Annotated in this window: 16 protein-coding genes; 11 read left to right on the forward strand and 5 right to left on the reverse strand. The window is 59.7% G+C overall.

Annotation, left to right across the window (positions count from 1 at the left end):
• Window positions 1-203 precede the first annotated feature (203 nt).
• Entirely contained in the window at window positions 204-1,691 is a 1,488-nt protein-coding gene (locus ACPF7Z_RS09230; RefSeq protein ID WP_425192950.1) for a phytoene desaturase, read from the forward strand.
• Window positions 1,684-2,613 (forward strand): 15-cis-phytoene synthase CrtB, encoded by a 930-nt coding sequence (gene crtB, locus ACPF7Z_RS09235; protein ID WP_425192951.1) that lies wholly within the window; start codon window positions 1,684-1,686, stop codon window positions 2,611-2,613. Before ACPF7Z_RS09230 ends, crtB begins: the two co-directional genes overlap by 8 nt.
• Here the strand turns inward: crtB and ACPF7Z_RS09240 are convergent.
• Window positions 2,579-3,112: a beta-carotene hydroxylase gene (locus ACPF7Z_RS09240; RefSeq protein WP_425192952.1), complete on the reverse strand. Its 534-nt coding sequence runs from the start codon at window positions 3,110-3,112 to the stop codon at window positions 2,579-2,581. The genes crtB and ACPF7Z_RS09240 overlap by 35 nt on opposite strands.
• Before the next feature lie 172 nt (window positions 3,113-3,284).
• On the opposite strand from ACPF7Z_RS09240, the gene ACPF7Z_RS09245 reads away from it, so the two are divergent.
• Window positions 3,285-3,962: a hypothetical protein gene (locus ACPF7Z_RS09245; RefSeq protein ID WP_425192953.1), complete on the forward strand. Its 678-nt coding sequence runs from the start codon at window positions 3,285-3,287 to the stop codon at window positions 3,960-3,962.
• A gap of 15 nt (window positions 3,963-3,977) precedes the next feature.
• On the opposite strand, the gene ACPF7Z_RS09250 is transcribed toward ACPF7Z_RS09245, so the two are convergent.
• The 3 genes from ACPF7Z_RS09250 to ACPF7Z_RS09260 all read right to left on the reverse strand — a co-directional run bounded on the left by ACPF7Z_RS09250 (window position 3,978) and on the right by ACPF7Z_RS09260 (window position 6,926).
• Complete coding sequence (locus ACPF7Z_RS09250) at window positions 3,978-4,559, reverse strand: peroxidase-related enzyme (RefSeq protein WP_425192954.1); 582 nt, start codon at window positions 4,557-4,559, stop codon at window positions 3,978-3,980.
• Window positions 4,560-4,632: 73 nt separating this feature from the next.
• Window positions 4,633-6,129 carry a CoA-acylating methylmalonate-semialdehyde dehydrogenase gene (locus ACPF7Z_RS09255; protein WP_425192955.1) on the reverse strand — a complete coding sequence of 499 codons (1,497 nt, stop codon included), beginning with the start codon at window positions 6,127-6,129 and terminating at the stop codon, window positions 4,633-4,635.
• Between the two features lie 89 nt (window positions 6,130-6,218).
• Window positions 6,219-6,926, reverse strand: coding sequence for a GntR family transcriptional regulator (locus tag ACPF7Z_RS09260; RefSeq protein ID WP_425192956.1), 708 nt, complete (start codon window positions 6,924-6,926; stop codon window positions 6,219-6,221).
• A 173-nt stretch (window positions 6,927-7,099) separates the two neighbouring features.
• On the opposite strand from ACPF7Z_RS09260, the gene dctP reads away from it, so the two are divergent.
• The 6 genes from dctP to ACPF7Z_RS09290 are packed head-to-tail and all read left to right on the forward strand — an operon-like array spanning window position 7,100 to window position 13,643.
• On the forward strand, window positions 7,100-8,098 hold the full coding sequence (dctP, locus tag ACPF7Z_RS09265) for a TRAP transporter substrate-binding protein DctP (protein ID WP_425192957.1): 999 nt from the start codon (window positions 7,100-7,102) through the stop codon (window positions 8,096-8,098).
• A gap of 22 nt (window positions 8,099-8,120) precedes the next feature.
• The gene (locus ACPF7Z_RS09270; RefSeq protein ID WP_425192958.1) at window positions 8,121-8,642 is read left to right on the forward strand and encodes a TRAP transporter small permease subunit; all 522 of its coding nucleotides are present in this window, start codon (window positions 8,121-8,123) and stop codon (window positions 8,640-8,642) included.
• Between the two features lie 2 nt (window positions 8,643-8,644).
• Complete coding sequence (locus ACPF7Z_RS09275; protein ID WP_425192959.1) at window positions 8,645-9,970, forward strand: TRAP transporter large permease; 1,326 nt, start codon at window positions 8,645-8,647, stop codon at window positions 9,968-9,970.
• Between the two features lie 9 nt (window positions 9,971-9,979).
• Entirely contained in the window at window positions 9,980-11,341 is a 1,362-nt protein-coding gene (locus tag ACPF7Z_RS09280) for a malonyl-CoA decarboxylase (RefSeq protein ID WP_425192960.1), read from the forward strand.
• Window positions 11,338-12,861: a malonate--CoA ligase gene (locus tag ACPF7Z_RS09285; RefSeq protein WP_425192961.1), complete on the forward strand. Its 1,524-nt coding sequence runs from the start codon at window positions 11,338-11,340 to the stop codon at window positions 12,859-12,861. Before ACPF7Z_RS09280 ends, ACPF7Z_RS09285 begins: the two co-directional genes overlap by 4 nt.
• A 26-nt stretch (window positions 12,862-12,887) precedes the next feature.
• A complete protein-coding gene (locus tag ACPF7Z_RS09290) occupies window positions 12,888-13,643 on the forward strand; it encodes a maleate cis-trans isomerase family protein (RefSeq protein ID WP_425192962.1) in 756 nt (251 codons plus the stop codon).
• Between the two features lie 5 nt (window positions 13,644-13,648).
• Here the strand turns inward: ACPF7Z_RS09290 and ACPF7Z_RS09295 are convergent, their stop codons facing one another.
• Window positions 13,649-14,797, reverse strand: coding sequence for an ADP-ribosylglycohydrolase family protein (locus ACPF7Z_RS09295; RefSeq protein ID WP_425192963.1), 1,149 nt, complete (start codon window positions 14,795-14,797; stop codon window positions 13,649-13,651).
• 340 nt (window positions 14,798-15,137) lie between these two features.
• Here ACPF7Z_RS09295 and ACPF7Z_RS09300 point away from each other — a divergent pair, with 340 nt between their 5' ends.
• Window positions 15,138-16,049 carry a complex I NDUFA9 subunit family protein gene (locus ACPF7Z_RS09300; RefSeq protein ID WP_425192964.1) on the forward strand — a complete coding sequence of 304 codons (912 nt, stop codon included), beginning with the start codon at window positions 15,138-15,140 and terminating at the stop codon, window positions 16,047-16,049.
• A 16-nt stretch (window positions 16,050-16,065) separates the two neighbouring features.
• Window positions 16,066-16,719, forward strand: a complete 654-nt coding sequence (locus tag ACPF7Z_RS09305) for a hypothetical protein (RefSeq protein WP_425192965.1) — start codon at window positions 16,066-16,068, stop codon at window positions 16,717-16,719.
• The last annotated feature ends 87 nt before the right edge of the window (window positions 16,720-16,806 follow it).

Here is a 16,806-nt window from a genome sequence, read left to right on the forward strand (position 1 = left end):
GCCCAGCCCGTCGGGTTGCGCAGCAAAAAGCGCCATTCTGCGTTGCGAAACTTGAAAAGGGAATAACCCTTCCCTGCGCTTCGCGCCTTGACTGACACTTTTTGATGCAGCAACGCGGTTCGCGATGAAACGTCAACAGGCCCTAGCCCTGCTCGACTTCTCTCTTCTTATCGACGCGACTCGACACCAACCAGGAAGCGACCATGACGCAACAACGTGCTCTGGTGATCGGCGCCGGCTTCGGCGGGCTGGCCCTGGCCATTCGCCTGCAGGCCGGTGGCTATCACACCACCCTGCTGGAAAAGCGCGACAAGCCCGGCGGCCGCGCCTATGTCTACGAGGACAAAGGCTTTATCTTCGATGCCGGCCCCACGGTCATCACCGACCCCTCGGCGCTTGAGGAGCTCTTCACTCTCACGGGCCGGCAGCTATCCGACTACGTGGAGCTTCTGCCTGTCTCCCCTTTCTACCGGCTGTGCTGGGAAGACGCGCCGTCTTTCGATTACGTCAACGACCAGCAGGCGCTGGAACGTCAGATCGCCCTGCGCAACCCCAGGGACGTCGAAGGCTATCGGCGCTTTCTCGAGTACTCCAAGGCGGTATTCGAAGAGGGCTATATCAAACTGGGCGCAGTCCCCTTCCTGTCATTCCGCGACATGATCAAAGCCGGGCCGCAATTGGCGCGGCTACAAGCCTGGCGCAGCGTCTATTCCATGGTGTCGCGTTTCATCGAGGACGAGCACCTGCGCCAGGTGTTCTCTTTCCACTCCCTGCTGGTCGGGGGTAATCCCTTCGTCACGTCCTCGATCTATACCCTCATTCACGCCCTGGAACGCCAGGGTGGCGTATGGTTTCCCCGGGGCGGCACCGGCGCGCTGATTCAGGGCATGGTCAAATTGTTCGAGGACCTGGGCGGCAAACTCGAACTCGACGCGGAAGTGGCGAATATCGAGACACAGGATGATCGCGTCAGCGGTGTCACCCTTCAGGATGGCCGCCATTTCGAGACTGACGTGCTGGCCTCCAATGCGGATGTGATACACACCTATGCCCACCTGCTGGGCAAGCATCCCCGCGGGGTCAATCACGGCAAGGCGCTCAAGAAAAAGCGCTACAGCATGTCGCTGTTCGTGATCTATTTCGGCCTCGACATGCCCTCGAATAACCTTCAGCACCACACCATCTGCCTGGGAGCACGCTACAAGGAACTGATCGACGAAATCTTCAACGCCGATACCCTGGCGGAGGATTTCTCGCTCTATCTGCATTCGCCCTGCGTCACCGACCCCTCCCTGGCACCGCCTGGGTCCAGCGCCTACTATGTGCTGGCGCCGGTGCCTCATCTGGGCACCGCCCCGATCGACTGGGAAAACCAGGGGCCGGTCTATCGCGATCGCATTCTCGACTATCTGGAGCGGCACTACATTCCCGGGCTACGCGAACATCTGGTGACCTGTCGCCATTTCACGCCGCTGGATTTTCGCGATGAACTCAATGCGCACCTTGGCTCGGCGTTCTCCCTGGAACCCATTCTCACCCAGAGCGCCTGGTTCCGACCCCATAATCGCGACCAGAAGATCGACAATCTCTACCTGGTGGGGGCCGGCACCCATCCCGGCGCAGGAGTGCCCGGGGTGGTGGGCTCCGCCAAGGCCACGGCGACACTGATGCTGGAGCGTCTTGATGGCTGATGCGCTCGACCGCCATGCCGCCGAGACCATCCAGGCCGGATCAAAAAGTTTTGCTACCGCTGCGCGCCTGTTCGATCCGAAGACGCGACGCAGCGTGATGATGCTGTACACCTGGTGTCGCCATTGCGACGACGTGATCGATGACCAGCATCTGGGCATGCGCCAGATGACGGCAGGCGCGCCGGACACCAGCGAACGGCGTATGGCCCGGCTTCGCCGCAAGACGCAGCTCGCCTATGCCGGTGAGCCCATGCAGGACGCCCCTTTTGCCGCCTTTCAGCAGGTGGCGCTGCAGCACGGTCTTCCCGAACGCTATCCCCTTGCACATCTGGAAGGCTTCGCCATGGATGTTCAGGGCCGTCGCTACGACACAATCGACGACACCCTGAGCTACTGCTATCACGTGGCCGGTGTCGTCGGCATCATGATGGCCTGGATCATGGGAGTGAAGGATAAGGCGATTCTGGATCGAGCCTGCGATCTGGGTCTGGCGTTCCAGTTGACCAACATCGCTCGAGATATTGTCGACGATGCCGAGATCGGCCGCTGCTACCTGCCGCGGACGTGGCTTATTGAGGCCGGCATACCGCCGGAGGAAATCACCGCCCGGCAGCATCGCCAGGCGCTGGCGCGGGTGGCGGTACGCCTGATCAATCTGGCGGAGCCCTATTATCAATCAGCTCAGGGTGGACTTGGCGCGCTACCACCCCGCAGTGCCTGGGCGATCGCCACCGCCCACGGCGTCTATCGGAAAATCGGCATTCACGTCATGGCGCAAGGCGCACGGGCCTGGGATCAGCGCGTCTCCACCAGCAAAAGCGACAAGCTACGCCTATTGGCTAAAGGATTGGGGCAGACGATCGGCTCTCGCTGGCAAACGCCGACGCCTAGAGCCGAACATCTCTGGCAGCGTCCCGACTAGTCGCACTCGGCAACGCGCCCCCATGCTTTTCCCGCAGTTGACGCTTGAGGGTGCTGATAGGGGGGGCAATCAGAAAGCCGAAGGAGACACATCCTCCCTTGCTATTTACCGCATGATGCATGCGGTGGGCCTGGTACAAGCGCTTCAAATAACCGTGCCGCGGCACGTAGCGAAACGGCCAGCGCTGATGCACCAGACCGTCGTGGGCCAGAAAGTACAGAAATCCGTAGGCGGTCATACCGGCGCCGATCCACTGAAGCGGATACCGGCCCCAGGTTCCCAGCGCAATCAAGACGATCGCCACACCGGCAAACACCACCGCGTAGAGATCGTTCTTCTCGAACCAGCCATGAGCTTGACGCACAGAGCGGGATTCGTGATGGGAACGGTGCCAGCCCCAGCCCCAGCCATGCATCACGTACTTGTGGGCAAACCAGGCGAACGCCTCCATGCCGACTATCGTCAGCAGCAGAATCAATGCATTCGTAAAGATGGACATGGCCAGCAGACCTCCGGAATTGCGCAGACAGACAAAGCGACACTCTCGGCGCTACCAATATTCTACGGTAACTTTGCCTCAAGAAACTGCTGTTACCCGCCGATATCATATTTAACCAAGCATGATGTACGAGCAAAGAATTCAAACGACCACTTGCGCCGGAAGCTTACCGATGTCATTCAATGAAGCCAAGGAGCATGCGCCTGGGCGCCTGCATGCCATTTTCACCGACCCCTACTCCGCCTTCGACAACTCGGTAACCGAGCGTCAGTTGCACCTGAATGTGGCCATTGAAGCACTTCTTGGTCAGCCGATGGTCGGCAATCAACTGACTCTTGACGTAGTACACGGCTGGGAAAACGGCGAATGCGATCCTGGGAACTTACAGCATAGCTGCCATCGGCTCGCCTCTCTCGATGATTTGCGCCAAATCGTTGAGCGCTACCGCCAGGCGATCGAAGCACAAGAACCGCTGCCCCGCGACACAACCTCTCTTATCGCCGAGCCACTGGCCGAGGCAATCGCCACGGCACAAGCAAACGGCCAGGATCTCGACGAGGATACACGCACCATCCCTGCCCGCTGGCCAGCCTTCGCTAAAGGGCTCACACTCTATACCTTCTTCAAGGTGTACCATCGTCTGACCTATGGCGAAGACGACCCCTACCGCTCCATCCGCTGCGAGACATCCGATGGTCTACGAGAGGTGCACGAATTCCATGTGGAAGAAGGCGAATTTGCCGTCATCTTGCCTGCCGAGAATGACACCCTCGACACTGTTCTTACTCTGCATGAGAGCCAACTCGAGCCGGTGCTGCAGCTATTCGAGAAATTCCAGATAGGCGGCTGAGTAGGTGCGTATTTTCTATCTTGGCACCCTGCCCATCAGGTAGAACTCGGGATTGGGCGGTGTTCCGGTGAGATTCACCAGACGGTTGGACATGCCGAAGAAGCCGGCGACCGCACCGATGTCCCAGATATCCTCGAGGGTAAAGCCCACCTCGAATAGACGACTCTGCCATTCGTCGTTGAGCTCGCCCTGCTCTGTACCGATATAGAGTGCGAAATCGAGCATGATCCTGTGGCGCTCGCTGATCGGGGCGGTGCGATGGTTGATCGCCACCTGATCGGCGAGCAGCGGATCCTTGCTGTAGATACGTACCAGCGCGCCGTGAGCGACCACGCAGTAGAGGCAGCGGTTCCGCGCGCTGGTGGCCACCACCACCATTTCCTTCTCGGCCTTGGTCAGGGTGTCGGATTCCCGCTCCATGAGCGCATCGTGATAAGCAAAGAAGGCACGAAACTCGTCAGGCCGATGAGCGAGCGTGAGAAAGACGTTGGGCACGAAGCCAGCCTTCTCCTGCACCGCCAGGATGACGTTACGAATATCCTCGGGTAGTTCATCGAGGGTCTCGGGGATAGGGAAACGGCTGAGAGATGCACTCATAAATGATTCCTTCGAAGTAGAAAAACACCGCCATGAGTCCTGGCGGTGTTCACGAGCTTATCTATTTTCGCGCTTACCCCATCGAGATCGTGCTGTTGATGCCGCCGGAAACATTCTCCGGCTCGAACCAACGGGAGGTCACGGTCTTGGTCTGAGTCCAGAACTGGATCGCCTGCTTGCCGTTGGGTCCAAGATCGCCGAGCTTGGAAGCGCGAGAGCCGGTGAAGCTGAAGTAGGCCACCGGCACCGGAATCGGCACATTGATACCCACCTGACCGACGTCGATATCGCTTTCGAAACGCCGCCCGGCCCAGCCGGAATTGGTAAAGATCGAGGTGCCGTTGCCGTTGGGATTGGCGTTGATGAAGGCAATGGCGTCGTCCAATGTTTCGACCCCCACCACGCACAGCACCGGACCGAAGATCTCTTCCTTGTAGATGGTCATGTCCGCCGTCACGTCGCTGAAGATGGTCGGTCCGACGAAGTTGCCATCCGGATAGCCCTCGACATTGATGCCGCGTCCGTCCAGCGCAAGTGTCGCTTCGGACTCGCCGGTATCGATCAGCTTGAGCACCCGATCCCGCGCTGCGGGTGACACCAATGGCCCCAGGTCCGCGTCGCGCTGAGTGCCGGGGCCTACTTTCATTTCCCTGGACTTCTCGACGATCTCGTCCAGCCACTGACGCGCCTCGCCCACCAGCACCAGTACCGAGTTTGCCATGCAGCGCTGGCCGGCGGCACCGAAGGCCGAGCCCAGCACGTTGTTGATCGCCTGACTGCGATTGGCATCCGGCATGATCACGCAGTGATTCTTGGCACCCATCATCGACTGCACGCGTTTGCCGGCCTTACCGGCCCGCTCGTAGATATGGGTGCCGATGGCGGTCGAGCCGATGAATGAGAGCGCCTTGATGTCCGGATGATCGCAGAGTTGGTTGGCCACATCCGGCCCGCCATGTACCACGTTGAGTACGCCGGCGGGCACCCCCGCTTGATGGGCCAGCTCGACCAGACGCATGGTGGAAGACGGGTCCTGCTCCGAGGGCTTCAGAACGAAGGTGTTGCCGGTGGCGATGGCCAGCGGGAACATGAAGCAAGGCAGCATGATGGGGAAGTTGAAGGCGGTGATCCCGGCGCCGACTCCCAGGGGCTGATGCAGCGAATAGACATTGACGTCGCTGGCCGCGTTCTCGGCGATTTCGCCAAGCTGCAGCGAGGTGATCGAACAGGCGTGCTCGATCACCTCCAGGCCACGACCGACTTCGCCTTCCGCATCCGGCAGCGTCTTGCCGTGCTCCTCGGTGATCAGTGCCGCCAGCTCCTCGGTGTGCTCACGAACCAGCGCCTGAAACTTGAGCATGATGCGCATGCGCTTGGCCAGGGGCACCTTGCGCCAACTGGCAAACGCCTGCTGGGCGCTGGCGACGGCCTGATCGACTTCCTCGGGGGTGGCGAAAGGCACCCGCGCCACCACCTCCTGGGTTGCAGGATTGACCACATCGCGCCACTGCTCGGCTTTCGATGGGACGGGCTGGCCGTCGATATAGAGGGCGATTTCGCGAACGGACATGGTGATTTCTCCTTGGTGATTCGTCATCGTGTTCTGTGGAGTCTAGTTGGAGACACCGCTGGCGAACAATCGATGATTCGGTACGCGATTCAGTCGAGAGAGGTGGCGTCCCTGCCGCCAGTGCTCCTGGCGTTGGAGTTGAATTGCCTGACGCTGGCGATGAAATCACCGAAACGCTCACCTTGGATCAGTACATGGCCGCGCAGGGTCTGTTCGGATTGAAGGGGGTCTCCCGCCTCGAGGGCTTTCACAATATCGCGGTGCTCGGCCAGCGAGGCGAGTATACGATGGCGTACCTGCAACTGCAGACGCCGATAAGGGGCCAAGCGCTGCTTGAGTTGGCGTGCCTCCGCGGCAAGAAAATCGTTATGACTCGCCGAATAGATGCATTGATGAAAGATCTCGTTTTCGTGATAGTACTCATCCGGATCACCTCCCTGCGCTGCCGTTTCACAGCGTGATAACGCTTCTCGTAGTGCCGATAATTCTTCAGGAAGAATGCGCCGTGATGCCAAGCGTCCGCACATTCCTTCAAGCTCTGCCATCACTTCGAACATTTCGATCAATTGCTCGATGCTGACCTGAGCAACGAAAGTACCTTTCTTTGGTGAGACCGTCACGAGCCCACTGGCGACCAGTTGCTGTATGGCCTCCCTCACCGGCGTGCGCGATACATTGAATGCCCTGCCCAACTCTTCGGGATCGAGACGTCCACCCGGCGGCAAACGACCATTGAGGATGTCATCCTCCAGCGACTCCTTGAGTTGCTGGGCATTGTACCGCTTCTCGCTCTTCACACTGACTTCCTGTGTTGTCGCTATTCGTCGATTGTCGGTCATCCACGACGTTTGTCTAGCGCCCCCTGTTTGACACATCAGGATCTACTGACTATTGATGTATACATCATAGCAAATCATATATATTTCAAAACATCGCATATTCGACAAAAACAATGAATCCGGAGATCGCCATGCTACATCAACTGCCCTCGCTGGCCGCCGCCACCGCTCTGTTATTCGCCGTCAGCTCTACCGCCAACGCCGAGACTACCCTTCGCGCCTCCCACCAGTTTCCCGGCGGTCAGGGGGATGTACGCGACGAGATGGTCCAATTGATGGCCAAGGAAGTCGAGGCCGCGGGTGTCGATCTAAAAATCCAGGTCTATCCCGGTCAATCTCTGTTCAAGGCTCAGGAGCAGTGGCCAGCCCTGGTGCGCGGTCGTTTGGATATGACCTCATTGCCGCTGGATTACGCCAGCGGTCGCCATCCTGAATTCTCGGCCACGCTGATGCCTGGCCTGGTCCGCAGCCACGAACGGGCGCAGCGCCTCAACGACTCTGAGTTCATGGACATGATCAAGAAAGTGATCAATGACGCCGGGGCAAGGGTGTTGGCAGATGCCTGGCTGGCGGGTGGCTTCGCCTCGAACGTACGCTGCGTCACCAGCCCGGACACCGTGAAAGGCCAGACCATGCGCGCTGCCGGCCCGGCCTTCGACGAGATGCTGGCCACCGCCGGCGCCTCGATCGCTTCGATGCCCTCATCGGAGATCTACACCGCCATGCAAACCGGCGTGCTGGACGGCGCCAACACCTCCTCTGGGTCCTTCATTTCCTATCGTATCTACGAACAGGTCAGTTGCCTCACCGCTCCCGGTGACAACGCCCTCTGGTTCATGTACGAACCGATCCTGATTTCCGAACAAAGCTGGAGCCGTTTGAGCGAGGAGCAGCAGAAAGCGCTGACCGAAGCCGGCCAGAAAGCCGAAGAGTACTTCGCTGGCGAAGCGGCATCGCTGGATCAGGAGCTCGTGGATGTCTACAAGGAGAACGGTGTCGAAGTGGTCACCATGACACCCGAAAACTACCAGGCCTGGCTCGATATCGCTCAGAAGAGTTCCTACAAAACCTTTGCCGAGAACGTTCCCAATGGGCAAGCCTTGATCGACGCAGCTCTAGCCGTCGAATGAAGGCTTTGAAAGGGAGCTTCTCATGGTTGATGGCTCAAGCCGCCCGCTGACTCCGGGTCGGATCGCAATTGGTGGTTACATTCGCCTGATGGATACGCTTTCGGGCGTTGTAGCGCTCATCGCCGGCGCCTTGTTGCTGGCCGGGGTACTGGCAGTCTGCCACATGATCTTCATGCGCTATGTGCTGGGTCAAAGTACGATCTGGCAGACCGAATTCACGATCTACTCCATCACCGGCGCTATGCTGCTCGGTGCGCCTTATGTGCTTCGAAATGGCGGGCATGTCGCGGTCACCGTGCTGCCGGATGCCATGGGCGGCTGGGCCAAAAAGATCATGTACCTCATCTCCGCCCTGGTCGGGCTCGCCTTTTGTAGTGCTCTGGCTTATAGCGGCTGGCACTACTTCTTCGAGGCTTACGGCATGAACTGGACCACCGGCACCGTATGGAACCCGCCCCTATGGCCGGCACTGCTTCCCATGGCCATCGGCATCAGCTTGCTCTCGCTGCAGTATGTGGCGGAAATCCTGCGGGGGGAGGTCTGACCATGGATCCAGTTACCAGCGGCATCCTCATCGTCATTGCTCTGCTCGTGCTGATGGCCATCGGCACCCCCATCGCTTTCGCATTGGGCGCTGTCGCCCTGGGAGGACTGGTTCTCGATCGCGGCATGGGTGAACTGATCTATTTCGGCGAAACCTTCTTCGGCAACATCGCCTCCTTCGGCTTCGTCGCCATTCCGATGTTCATTCTGATGGGCGCGGCCGTGGCCTCATCCCCCACCGGGCGGGACCTGTACCGCTCCCTGGATCTATGGCTCGGCAGGATGCCCGGGGGATTGGCGATCTCCAACATTGGCGCCTGCTCGATCTTTGCGGCATTGTCCGGCTCCTCACCCGCCACCAGCGCCGCCATCGGCAAACTGGGCATTCCCGAGATGCGCAAGCGCGGCTATCCGGATGGCGTTGCCGCCGGGTGCATCGCCGCCGGCGGCACCTTGGGCATTCTCATTCCGCCGTCGGTCACCATGATCGTCTATGGCATCTCCACCGAGACCTCCATCGGTCGGCTGTTCATCGCCGGCGCCCTGCCCGGGTTGATGCTGGCCGGCTTGTTCATGATCTGGACATTGATTGCCTGCAAGTTTTCCGGCGGCTACGGCAACCCGCTGGCGGATGCCGCCGCGAGCGCCAAGGAAAACGTCGAGGGCAACCTCAAGGCACTGGTGCGAGTGTTGCCCTTCATTCTGGTGGTGACGGCCATCCTGTTCGCTCTCTACGGTGGTGTGGCTACTCCTTCCGAGGCGGCTGGCGCAGGCGCCTTTCTATGTCTGGCGCTGGCTATAATCGTCTACCGCATGTGGCAGGTGAAACCGCTCAAGACCATCATGCACGACGCGCTGAGTGAAAGTGTGATGATCATGCTGATCATCGCGACCGCAGAGGTTTTCGCCTTCGCGCTCTCTTCACTGTTCATCACTCAGACGGTGGCTGGCGCCATCGCGGACCTGGAAGTGAACCGTTGGGTCCTGATGGGCATCATCAATGTGTTTCTGCTGGTAGCGGGCTTCTTTCTACCGCCCGTGGCGGTGATCGTGATGACCGCGCCGATCCTGCTACCGATCATCCTGGCGGCGGATTTCGATCCCTATTGGTTCGCGGTAGTGTTGACCATCAATCTCGAGATCGGTCTGATTACGCCGCCCGTCGGTTTGAACCTGTTCATCATCAAGGGCATCGCCCCGGACATCGCCCTGCGGGACATTCTGCTGGGCAGCCTTCCCTATGCCCTGTGCATGGTGTTGGGCATCGTGCTGCTGTGCTTCTTCCCGGGCATCGCTACTTGGCTACCCGACCTGATTATCAACGACTAGGCGCACAGGATGAATACGAGCTTTCTACAGGAGTTGTTCAACACCATCACCCAACGCGATGTGCTGCGCAGAAAAGATGCCGACGAGCGTCGCAAGGTCGATCACACGCACCTGATAGAAGCCTGTCAGACACTGCTCGAAAGCGACGGTGAAGCCTCGAGCATCACTCTGGCCAGTCGTGCGCTGGCAATCTATTCACGGCTCGACGACGAACAGAAGCGGCGCTTCTTCGAGGGATTGAACAAGAAGTTTTCCGCAGATCCTTCGCAAGTCGACCAGGCCTATGAAACATATCGCGAGACCCGCGACGAGAGTGCGCTGCTAGCCTTGTTCGATGCCTGCGAGCCACGCCGTCAGGAGCTTCTGCGGCGTTTCAATCTGACCAGCGGCGGCACGCATGAACTGGTGCACATGCGCGAGGACCTGTTGGCCTTGCTGCCCGATCACCCCGAGCTCAAGGCCTTGAACGCCGATTTCGCGCACCTCTTCGCCTCCTGGTTCAACCGCGGCTTCCTGGTACTCAAGCGTATCGACTGGAATACACCGGCGGTCATTCTCGAGAGGATCATCCTTTACGAGGCGGTACATGCAATCCACGACTGGAACGATCTACGCCGCCGCCTGGATGCTCGGGACCGACGCTGTTTCGCCTTCTTCCATCCGGCGCTCGGCGATGAACCGTTGATCTTCGTCGAAGTCGCGCTGCACAAGGGGCTCCCGGATCAGATCCAGACCATCCTGGACACGCGTACCTACGACATCGACGACCCGGAGGCCGCGGACACGGCAGCCTTCTTCGGCATCAGCAACTGCCAGATCGGCCTGCGGGGAATCTCCTTCGGCAACTTCCTGATCAAGCAGGTGGTACAGGAACTCAAGCAGGAACTGCCCAATCTGCGCCACTTCGTGACCCTTTCGCCGGTGCCGAAATTTCGTCAGTGGCTGGAAATGCGGCAGGAAGATAACGACGCCTTTCTGGACGATGAGACTCGCCAGACGCTCGAAGGCCTCGCCGAACCCGGCTGGCAGCACGACGCCGGCAAGGCCGCGACGCTCAAGGACGTCATCATGCCCCTGGCGGCGCACTATCTACTCAACGAGAAGAACCGTCACGGCCTGCCAATCAATCCGGTAGCACGCTTTCACCTGGGCAATGGCGCCGAGCTCCATCGTATCAACTGGCTGGGCGACACCTCCGCTCAGGGCATGGGGCAGTCCGGCGGCCTGATGGTCAACTACCTCTATGTGCTCGACGATATCGAACGCAATCACGAGCAATACACCACCCAAGGCACGATCGCCCGCTCGTCGAGCGTGCGCGATCTCGCGCGGCGCGCCCGTAAACTGCTCAAGGGAGAGACGGCGAAATGAATCATAACCTGTTCGATATCTTCGAAAAGCGTATGCGGGCACGGGGCGACGCCGATTTCATCACGACTCGAGAAGGCCAGGGTTATTCCTACGCCGAGGCTCTGGACATGAGCGCCCGCTTGGCAGGTGCGCTAATCGGCCTGGGGGTGACGCCAGGAGATCGCGTCGCCGTGCAGGTCGACAAGAGTCCCGAGGCCATCTTGCTCTATCTGGCCTGCCTGCGCATGGGGGGTGTCTATCTGCCGCTCAATACCGGCTATACCGCCGAGGAGATTCGCTATTTTCTCGAGAACGCCGAACCGGCCCTGTTCGTGTGCCGTCCCGCCAATCTGGAGGAGGCTCAAAAAACCGCCAGTCAGGCAGGCTGTCCGCGGGCGACCACCCTGGGCGCGGACAGCGATGGAGAATTGATGGATCTCGCCCGTAGTGCCACCCCCCGGGAATCCATTGAGCCTCGGGATGCGGATGACCTGGCGGCTATTCTTTATACCTCGGGTACGACGGGGCGCTCCAAGGGCGCCATGCTCACCCACCGTAACCTGGGGTCCAACGCCGAGGCGCTGGTGAACGTCTGGCGCTTCACCGAGTCGGACCGGCTGATCCACGCCCTGCCGATCTTCCATACCCATGGCTTGTTCGTGGCCTGCAACGTCGTGTTGATGGCGGGCGCCAGCATGCTGTTCCTGCCCCGTTTCGATCTCGACATCATCATCGACGAACTGCCTCGCGGCACCACCATGATGGCGGTACCCACGTTCTATACCCGTCTGCTGCAGGATGAACGACTGACCTCGGAGCTGACCGCCAATATGCGCCTGTTTACTTCCGGCTCTGCGCCCCTCACCGCCGAGACGCACCAGGCCTTCGAGCAGCGCACTGGCCACGCTATTCTTGAACGCTACGGCATGACCGAAACCAACATGAATACCTCGAACCCATACGAAGGCGAGCGCATCGCCGGGACCGTAGGCATGCCACTGCCCGGGGTCGAGGCCCGGGTCGTCGAGCGGGAAACCCGTGAAATCCTGCCTCAGGGCGAGATCGGCATTCTCGAGGTGCGCGGCCCCAATGTCTTCATCGGCTACTGGCGCATGCCGGACAAGACCCGCGAGGAACTGCTCGAGGACGGCTTCTTCATTACCGGGGATCTGGCCATGTTCGATGAGAAGGGCTATATCCATATTGTCGGGCGGGACAAGGATCTGGTGATTTCCGGCGGCTACAACGTTTATCCCAAGGAGATCGAGCAGGTCATCGATGAGATGGACGAGGTGGCCGAGTCCGCCGTCATCGGTGTGGCGCACCCGGATTTCGGTGAAGGCGTGACCGCCGTCGTGGTGGCCCAGCCCGAAGCGCAGATCGACGAAGCCAAGGTGCTCGACTTCCTCACCGGGCGGCTGGCACGATACAAGCAACCCAAGCGTGTGGTCTTCATCGACAGTCTGCCCCGCAACACCATGGGCAAGGTGCAGAAGAACCAACTGCGCGAACGGTTCCAGGACCTCTACACCCCTGCCTGACGGCATCCTCTCGAGACGTGCACACCATGACGACCCATAGAACCTATCGCATCGGCCAGATCGTTCCCAGCTCCAACACCACCATGGAAACTGAGATTCCGGCCTTGCTGCACGCTCGAGAAGCGATTGCTCCGGAGCGCTTCACTTTCCACTCCAGCCGCATGCGCATGAAGCAGGTGACTCAGGAAGAACTCATCGCCATGGATGTGGAATCCGACCGTTGCGCATTGGAGCTTTCCGATGCCGAGGTCGACGTCATGGGCTATGCCTGCCTGGTCGCCATCATGAGCCAAGGGCCGGGCTATCATCGCAAGTCGCAGCGTCGCCTGCACGATGTCACGCAGGGCAATGGTTTCCCGACGCCGATCGTCAGCAGCGCCGGCGCCCTCGTGCAGGGGCTCGAGACCTTGGGCGCCCGTCGGGTCGCGATCATTACGCCCTACATGAAGCCCTTGACCCGGCTAGTGGTCGACTACATCGAAGCGGAGAATATCGAGATTGTCGACAGCATTTCTCTGGAGATCGCCGACAATCTCGAGGTGGGGCGCCGCGACCCTCTGGCCTTGGTGGATATCGTCAAACGCCTCGACTATCGCGATGCGGATGCCGTGGTGCTGTCAGCCTGCGTCCAGATGCCGTCGCTGGCCGCCATTCAGCCGGTGGAGGATGCCATTGGCCTGCCGGTGGTATCCGCCGCCACCTGCACCACTCATCAGATGCTCAAGGCTTTGAATCTGCGTCCGCAGGTACCCGATGCCGGGCGGCTCCTGCAGGGATCCTGAAGCCGTCAGTTGTCCGGATAACATTCACGCAGCTCCGCATCATGAGCGCCATAGCCGCGACCCAGATACACCTTGGGTAGCCACTGCAGGTCATGCCCCAGTCGGTAAAGCCAATCGCGCAATTCAAGATCCTCGATCCACTGGGTAGGAAGGCCTGGAAGACCAAAACGCAGCCCTAGCAGGTTACCCGCCAGCAGGCCGGTACTATCGCTTTTACCACTGTGATTGACCGCCCAGAGGACGCCTTGTTGATAGTCGCTGGCGGCCAGCGCGCACCACACGGCAATGGCCAACGCCTCTTCCGCGGATTCACCGCGTCCCAAGGCATCGATGCCTTCCGGGCTGGGAGCCATGCGCTGAGTATGGAAATCAAGCACCGACTCGAGCAGAAAACGAATGTGTACCTGACTGCGGGGCAACGCCTCGCGCTCTTCCGCGCTTTCAATGAAGAAATCGAGCCAGCCACCGCTGTCCATGAAATCCAGGGCGTCAGGTATCAGCGATTCCAGCGTACGCTCGTTGTCGATCATGCCGTTGACCAGGTAAGCAAAGACACCGGCGCTGAGGTAGGCGCTGGGATGGCCATGGGTGCAACGTGTCAATTCACAGGCAACAGAAAAGGCACGGTCGCGATGATGCAATAGAAAATCGCCCCAAGGAAACAAGCCGATCGGTGCCACACGCACCAGACCGTCACACTGCTTGCTACTGTTGCGTGCCTCACCACCAAGGGACGGTGCCTGGGCCAATGCCTCAAGGCTCGTCTTGGCGGGAGAACGCCGAACATGCAAACGGGGATCATTGACCAGGCCGATCTTCGTATCGATCCGGGAGTAAGCGGGTTGCTCCCCCTGGGTGATCAACCAGCGAAGCAGCGCATGATGCAAGACCACGATAGGCGCATAGATCTCGCACTCCTGAATGCGCACATAGGACCGCAGCGCTCCCTCAGCGGTGAAGAGCATCATCTGGGTGTCATCCGTGACGCATCCTACTCCGCCATAGGCGGGCGCGAAGGTCTGCAACCCTTCTTCCCCGAACTCATCGCGAATGGCCTGCCAATCCAGTGACTCGATCGGTGCACCCAGTGCATCACCGATCGCGCCCCCGTACAGACATGCCTGTGAACGTTCAATCCGTTGTACGTTTTTCATACTTCCCCCTTATCCGGGTCCCGCTTGTCTGCTCCCGGATAAGAAAGAGCATACGGCAATGTGATCGTCAGGCCATGCCTGGTTGGGAATTTTGATGATGACGGCATGCCATCCGAATTATATTTAAAGCCATGATGTAGCATCAACATAAGAAAAGATTACGAGAAAAAAGCGATAGAAGTTAATTATTTTACTGAAATGAACGCCTTGGGCAGCCTATCTGTCTGTGATAGGGAGCGTGTCACTTGCTCTTGGGTACGGCTCTGCCGACAGCGTCTAGACAGGCCCCTCGTTCCATGGGCATCGTCTTTCCATCATTGTCGAACGGCAGGGTTCCGAAATGGTCCAGCAGAATGTGGTTGTTTTCGGGGGCTCCGGCTTTCTTGGCCGAGCCATCGTCCAGCGATTAGTCAAAGCCGGGAACAGGACCGTCGTCGCGGCACGCCATCCTCGGGTAGCCCGCTGTCCTGAAGCGACCGGTGCCATCGAACACCGAGCTGTCGATGTGCGTGATGACGCAAGCGTAGCCCGGGTCCTGCAGGGCGCCGATGCTGCGGTCAACGCCGTCAGCCTGTATGTCGAGCGGCGTGATCTGCGCTTCGCCGACATTCACGTCGATGCCGCCGAACACATCGCGCGCCTGGCGTCCCAGGAAGGTGTGAAAGCCCTGGTGCATGTGTCTGGTATCGGTGTCAGCACCGACTCCGCCTCCGCCTATGTTCGCGCCCGAGCTCACGGCGAACAGGCGGTGCGGGAAGCCTTTCCCCAGGCAACCATCCTGCGCCCCAGCGTGCTGTTCGGCCCCGAAGACGCCTTCCTCGCCAATCTAAAGACCATCACCCGGCTACCGGTGATCCCTCTGTTCGGTAATGGCTCCACCCGGCTACAGCCGGTGCATGTCGAGGATGCCGCCATGGCGGTAGCGCGGGCGTTGGAAACACCTTTGGCCACTGGCCAGGTATTCGAGCTCGGTGGCGCCAATGTCTACCGCTACCGAGAGCTTCTCCTGGCGGTAATGGAACATGCCGGACGCCATCGGCCGTTGTTACCGGTACCATTTGAGTTATGGAAACTACTTGCCGCACTCATGTCGATCTTGCCAAATCCACCGCTGACCCATGACCAGGTCATTCTCATGCAGGAAGATAACGTCGTAGGTGACGGTGCCAACACCTTCAAGGATCTCGGTATCGAGCCATGCGACCTGATGGCGATGCTGCCGCGTTTGGCCAGCTCGGACACGGCGCTATAGAGGGCAGGAGGACTCAATGGCGAACCCCGGTTGGTACGACAACTTCGCTCCCATTTATGATGCGGGTACGCTCTGGGACTGGTTCTATCGCGCGCCCAGAGAATGCGCCATCGACAGCCTCGAATTGCATCAAGGCTCCTCGGTCTTCGATATATTCTGCGGCACGGGTATCAACTTTCCCCTCCTCATGCCCGCCATGGGCACAGGCGGACGCATCTTCGCCATCGATGGTTCGAGTGGCATGCTCGAAAAAGCCCAGCGCCGCGCAGACCGCTTGGAGCTGATGGAAAGCCAGATAGGCTTCTTGAAGACAGACCTCTCGTCAGGAACCGGAGTGGCGGCCCTATGCACCGCTGTGGAGCAAAGGCGCCCGAGCCATCTGCTGTTCACACTCGGCCTCACCTGCCTCCCAAACTGGTGTGAGTTTACCGACGCAGTCATCCAGGCATCCCCGCAGGGCGCGCGGTTGTCAATCATGGACGTGTACAGCGAGAAGTCGACACAGGGTGCACGCTTCATCAACTGGATCGGCGCAGCAGATTGTCGTCGTCCCATCTGGCAACCCCTGGAGCGACAATGCGAGTCGTTCGTCTGGCGTGAGTTTCGCCCCTTCAAGATACTCGACGTCTCCGTGATAGTAGCCAGTGGGACCATACCGGCAAGGGTGTGACAACATCTTTGCAGCGGCCCATCGCTCGGGCACCATAGGGCGCTATCTGTCCATGACCGCCCGCCGTGCGCCTGTCCTGTAAGGAAT

The sequence above is a fragment of the Halomonas sp. GXIMD04776 genome (assembly GCF_049808615.1).
GTDB lineage: Bacteria > Pseudomonadota > Gammaproteobacteria > Pseudomonadales > Halomonadaceae > Modicisalibacter.

Bases quoted from the DNA above. Each gene is read 5' to 3' on its own strand.
- ACPF7Z_RS09250 (WP_425192954.1), bottom strand. From the start codon at position 4,559: ATGAGTGCATCTCTCAGCCGTTTCCCTATCCCCGAGACCCTCGATGAA.
- dctP (WP_425192957.1), top strand. From the start codon at position 7,100: ATGCTACATCAACTGCCCTCGCTGGCCGCCGCCACCGCTCTGTTATTC.
- ACPF7Z_RS09255 (WP_425192955.1), bottom strand. From the start codon at position 6,129: ATGTCCGTTCGCGAAATCGCCCTCTATATCGACGGCCAGCCCGTCCCA.
- ACPF7Z_RS09290 (WP_425192962.1), top strand. From the start codon at position 12,888: ATGACGACCCATAGAACCTATCGCATCGGCCAGATCGTTCCCAGCTCC.
- ACPF7Z_RS09240 (WP_425192952.1), bottom strand. From the start codon at position 3,112: ATGTCCATCTTTACGAATGCATTGATTCTGCTGCTGACGATAGTCGGC.
- ACPF7Z_RS09285 (WP_425192961.1), top strand. From the start codon at position 11,338: ATGAATCATAACCTGTTCGATATCTTCGAAAAGCGTATGCGGGCACGG.
- ACPF7Z_RS09245 (WP_425192953.1), top strand. From the start codon at position 3,285: ATGTCATTCAATGAAGCCAAGGAGCATGCGCCTGGGCGCCTGCATGCC.
- ACPF7Z_RS09270 (WP_425192958.1), top strand. From the start codon at position 8,121: ATGGTTGATGGCTCAAGCCGCCCGCTGACTCCGGGTCGGATCGCAATT.
- ACPF7Z_RS09295 (WP_425192963.1), bottom strand. From the start codon at position 14,797: ATGAAAAACGTACAACGGATTGAACGTTCACAGGCATGTCTGTACGGG.
- ACPF7Z_RS09275 (WP_425192959.1), top strand. From the start codon at position 8,645: ATGGATCCAGTTACCAGCGGCATCCTCATCGTCATTGCTCTGCTCGTG.
- ACPF7Z_RS09280 (WP_425192960.1), top strand. From the start codon at position 9,980: ATGAATACGAGCTTTCTACAGGAGTTGTTCAACACCATCACCCAACGC.
- ACPF7Z_RS09305 (WP_425192965.1), top strand. From the start codon at position 16,066: ATGGCGAACCCCGGTTGGTACGACAACTTCGCTCCCATTTATGATGCG.
- ACPF7Z_RS09230 (WP_425192950.1), top strand. From the start codon at position 204: ATGACGCAACAACGTGCTCTGGTGATCGGCGCCGGCTTCGGCGGGCTG.
- crtB (WP_425192951.1), top strand. From the start codon at position 1,684: ATGGCTGATGCGCTCGACCGCCATGCCGCCGAGACCATCCAGGCCGGA.
- ACPF7Z_RS09300 (WP_425192964.1), top strand. From the start codon at position 15,138: ATGGTCCAGCAGAATGTGGTTGTTTTCGGGGGCTCCGGCTTTCTTGGC.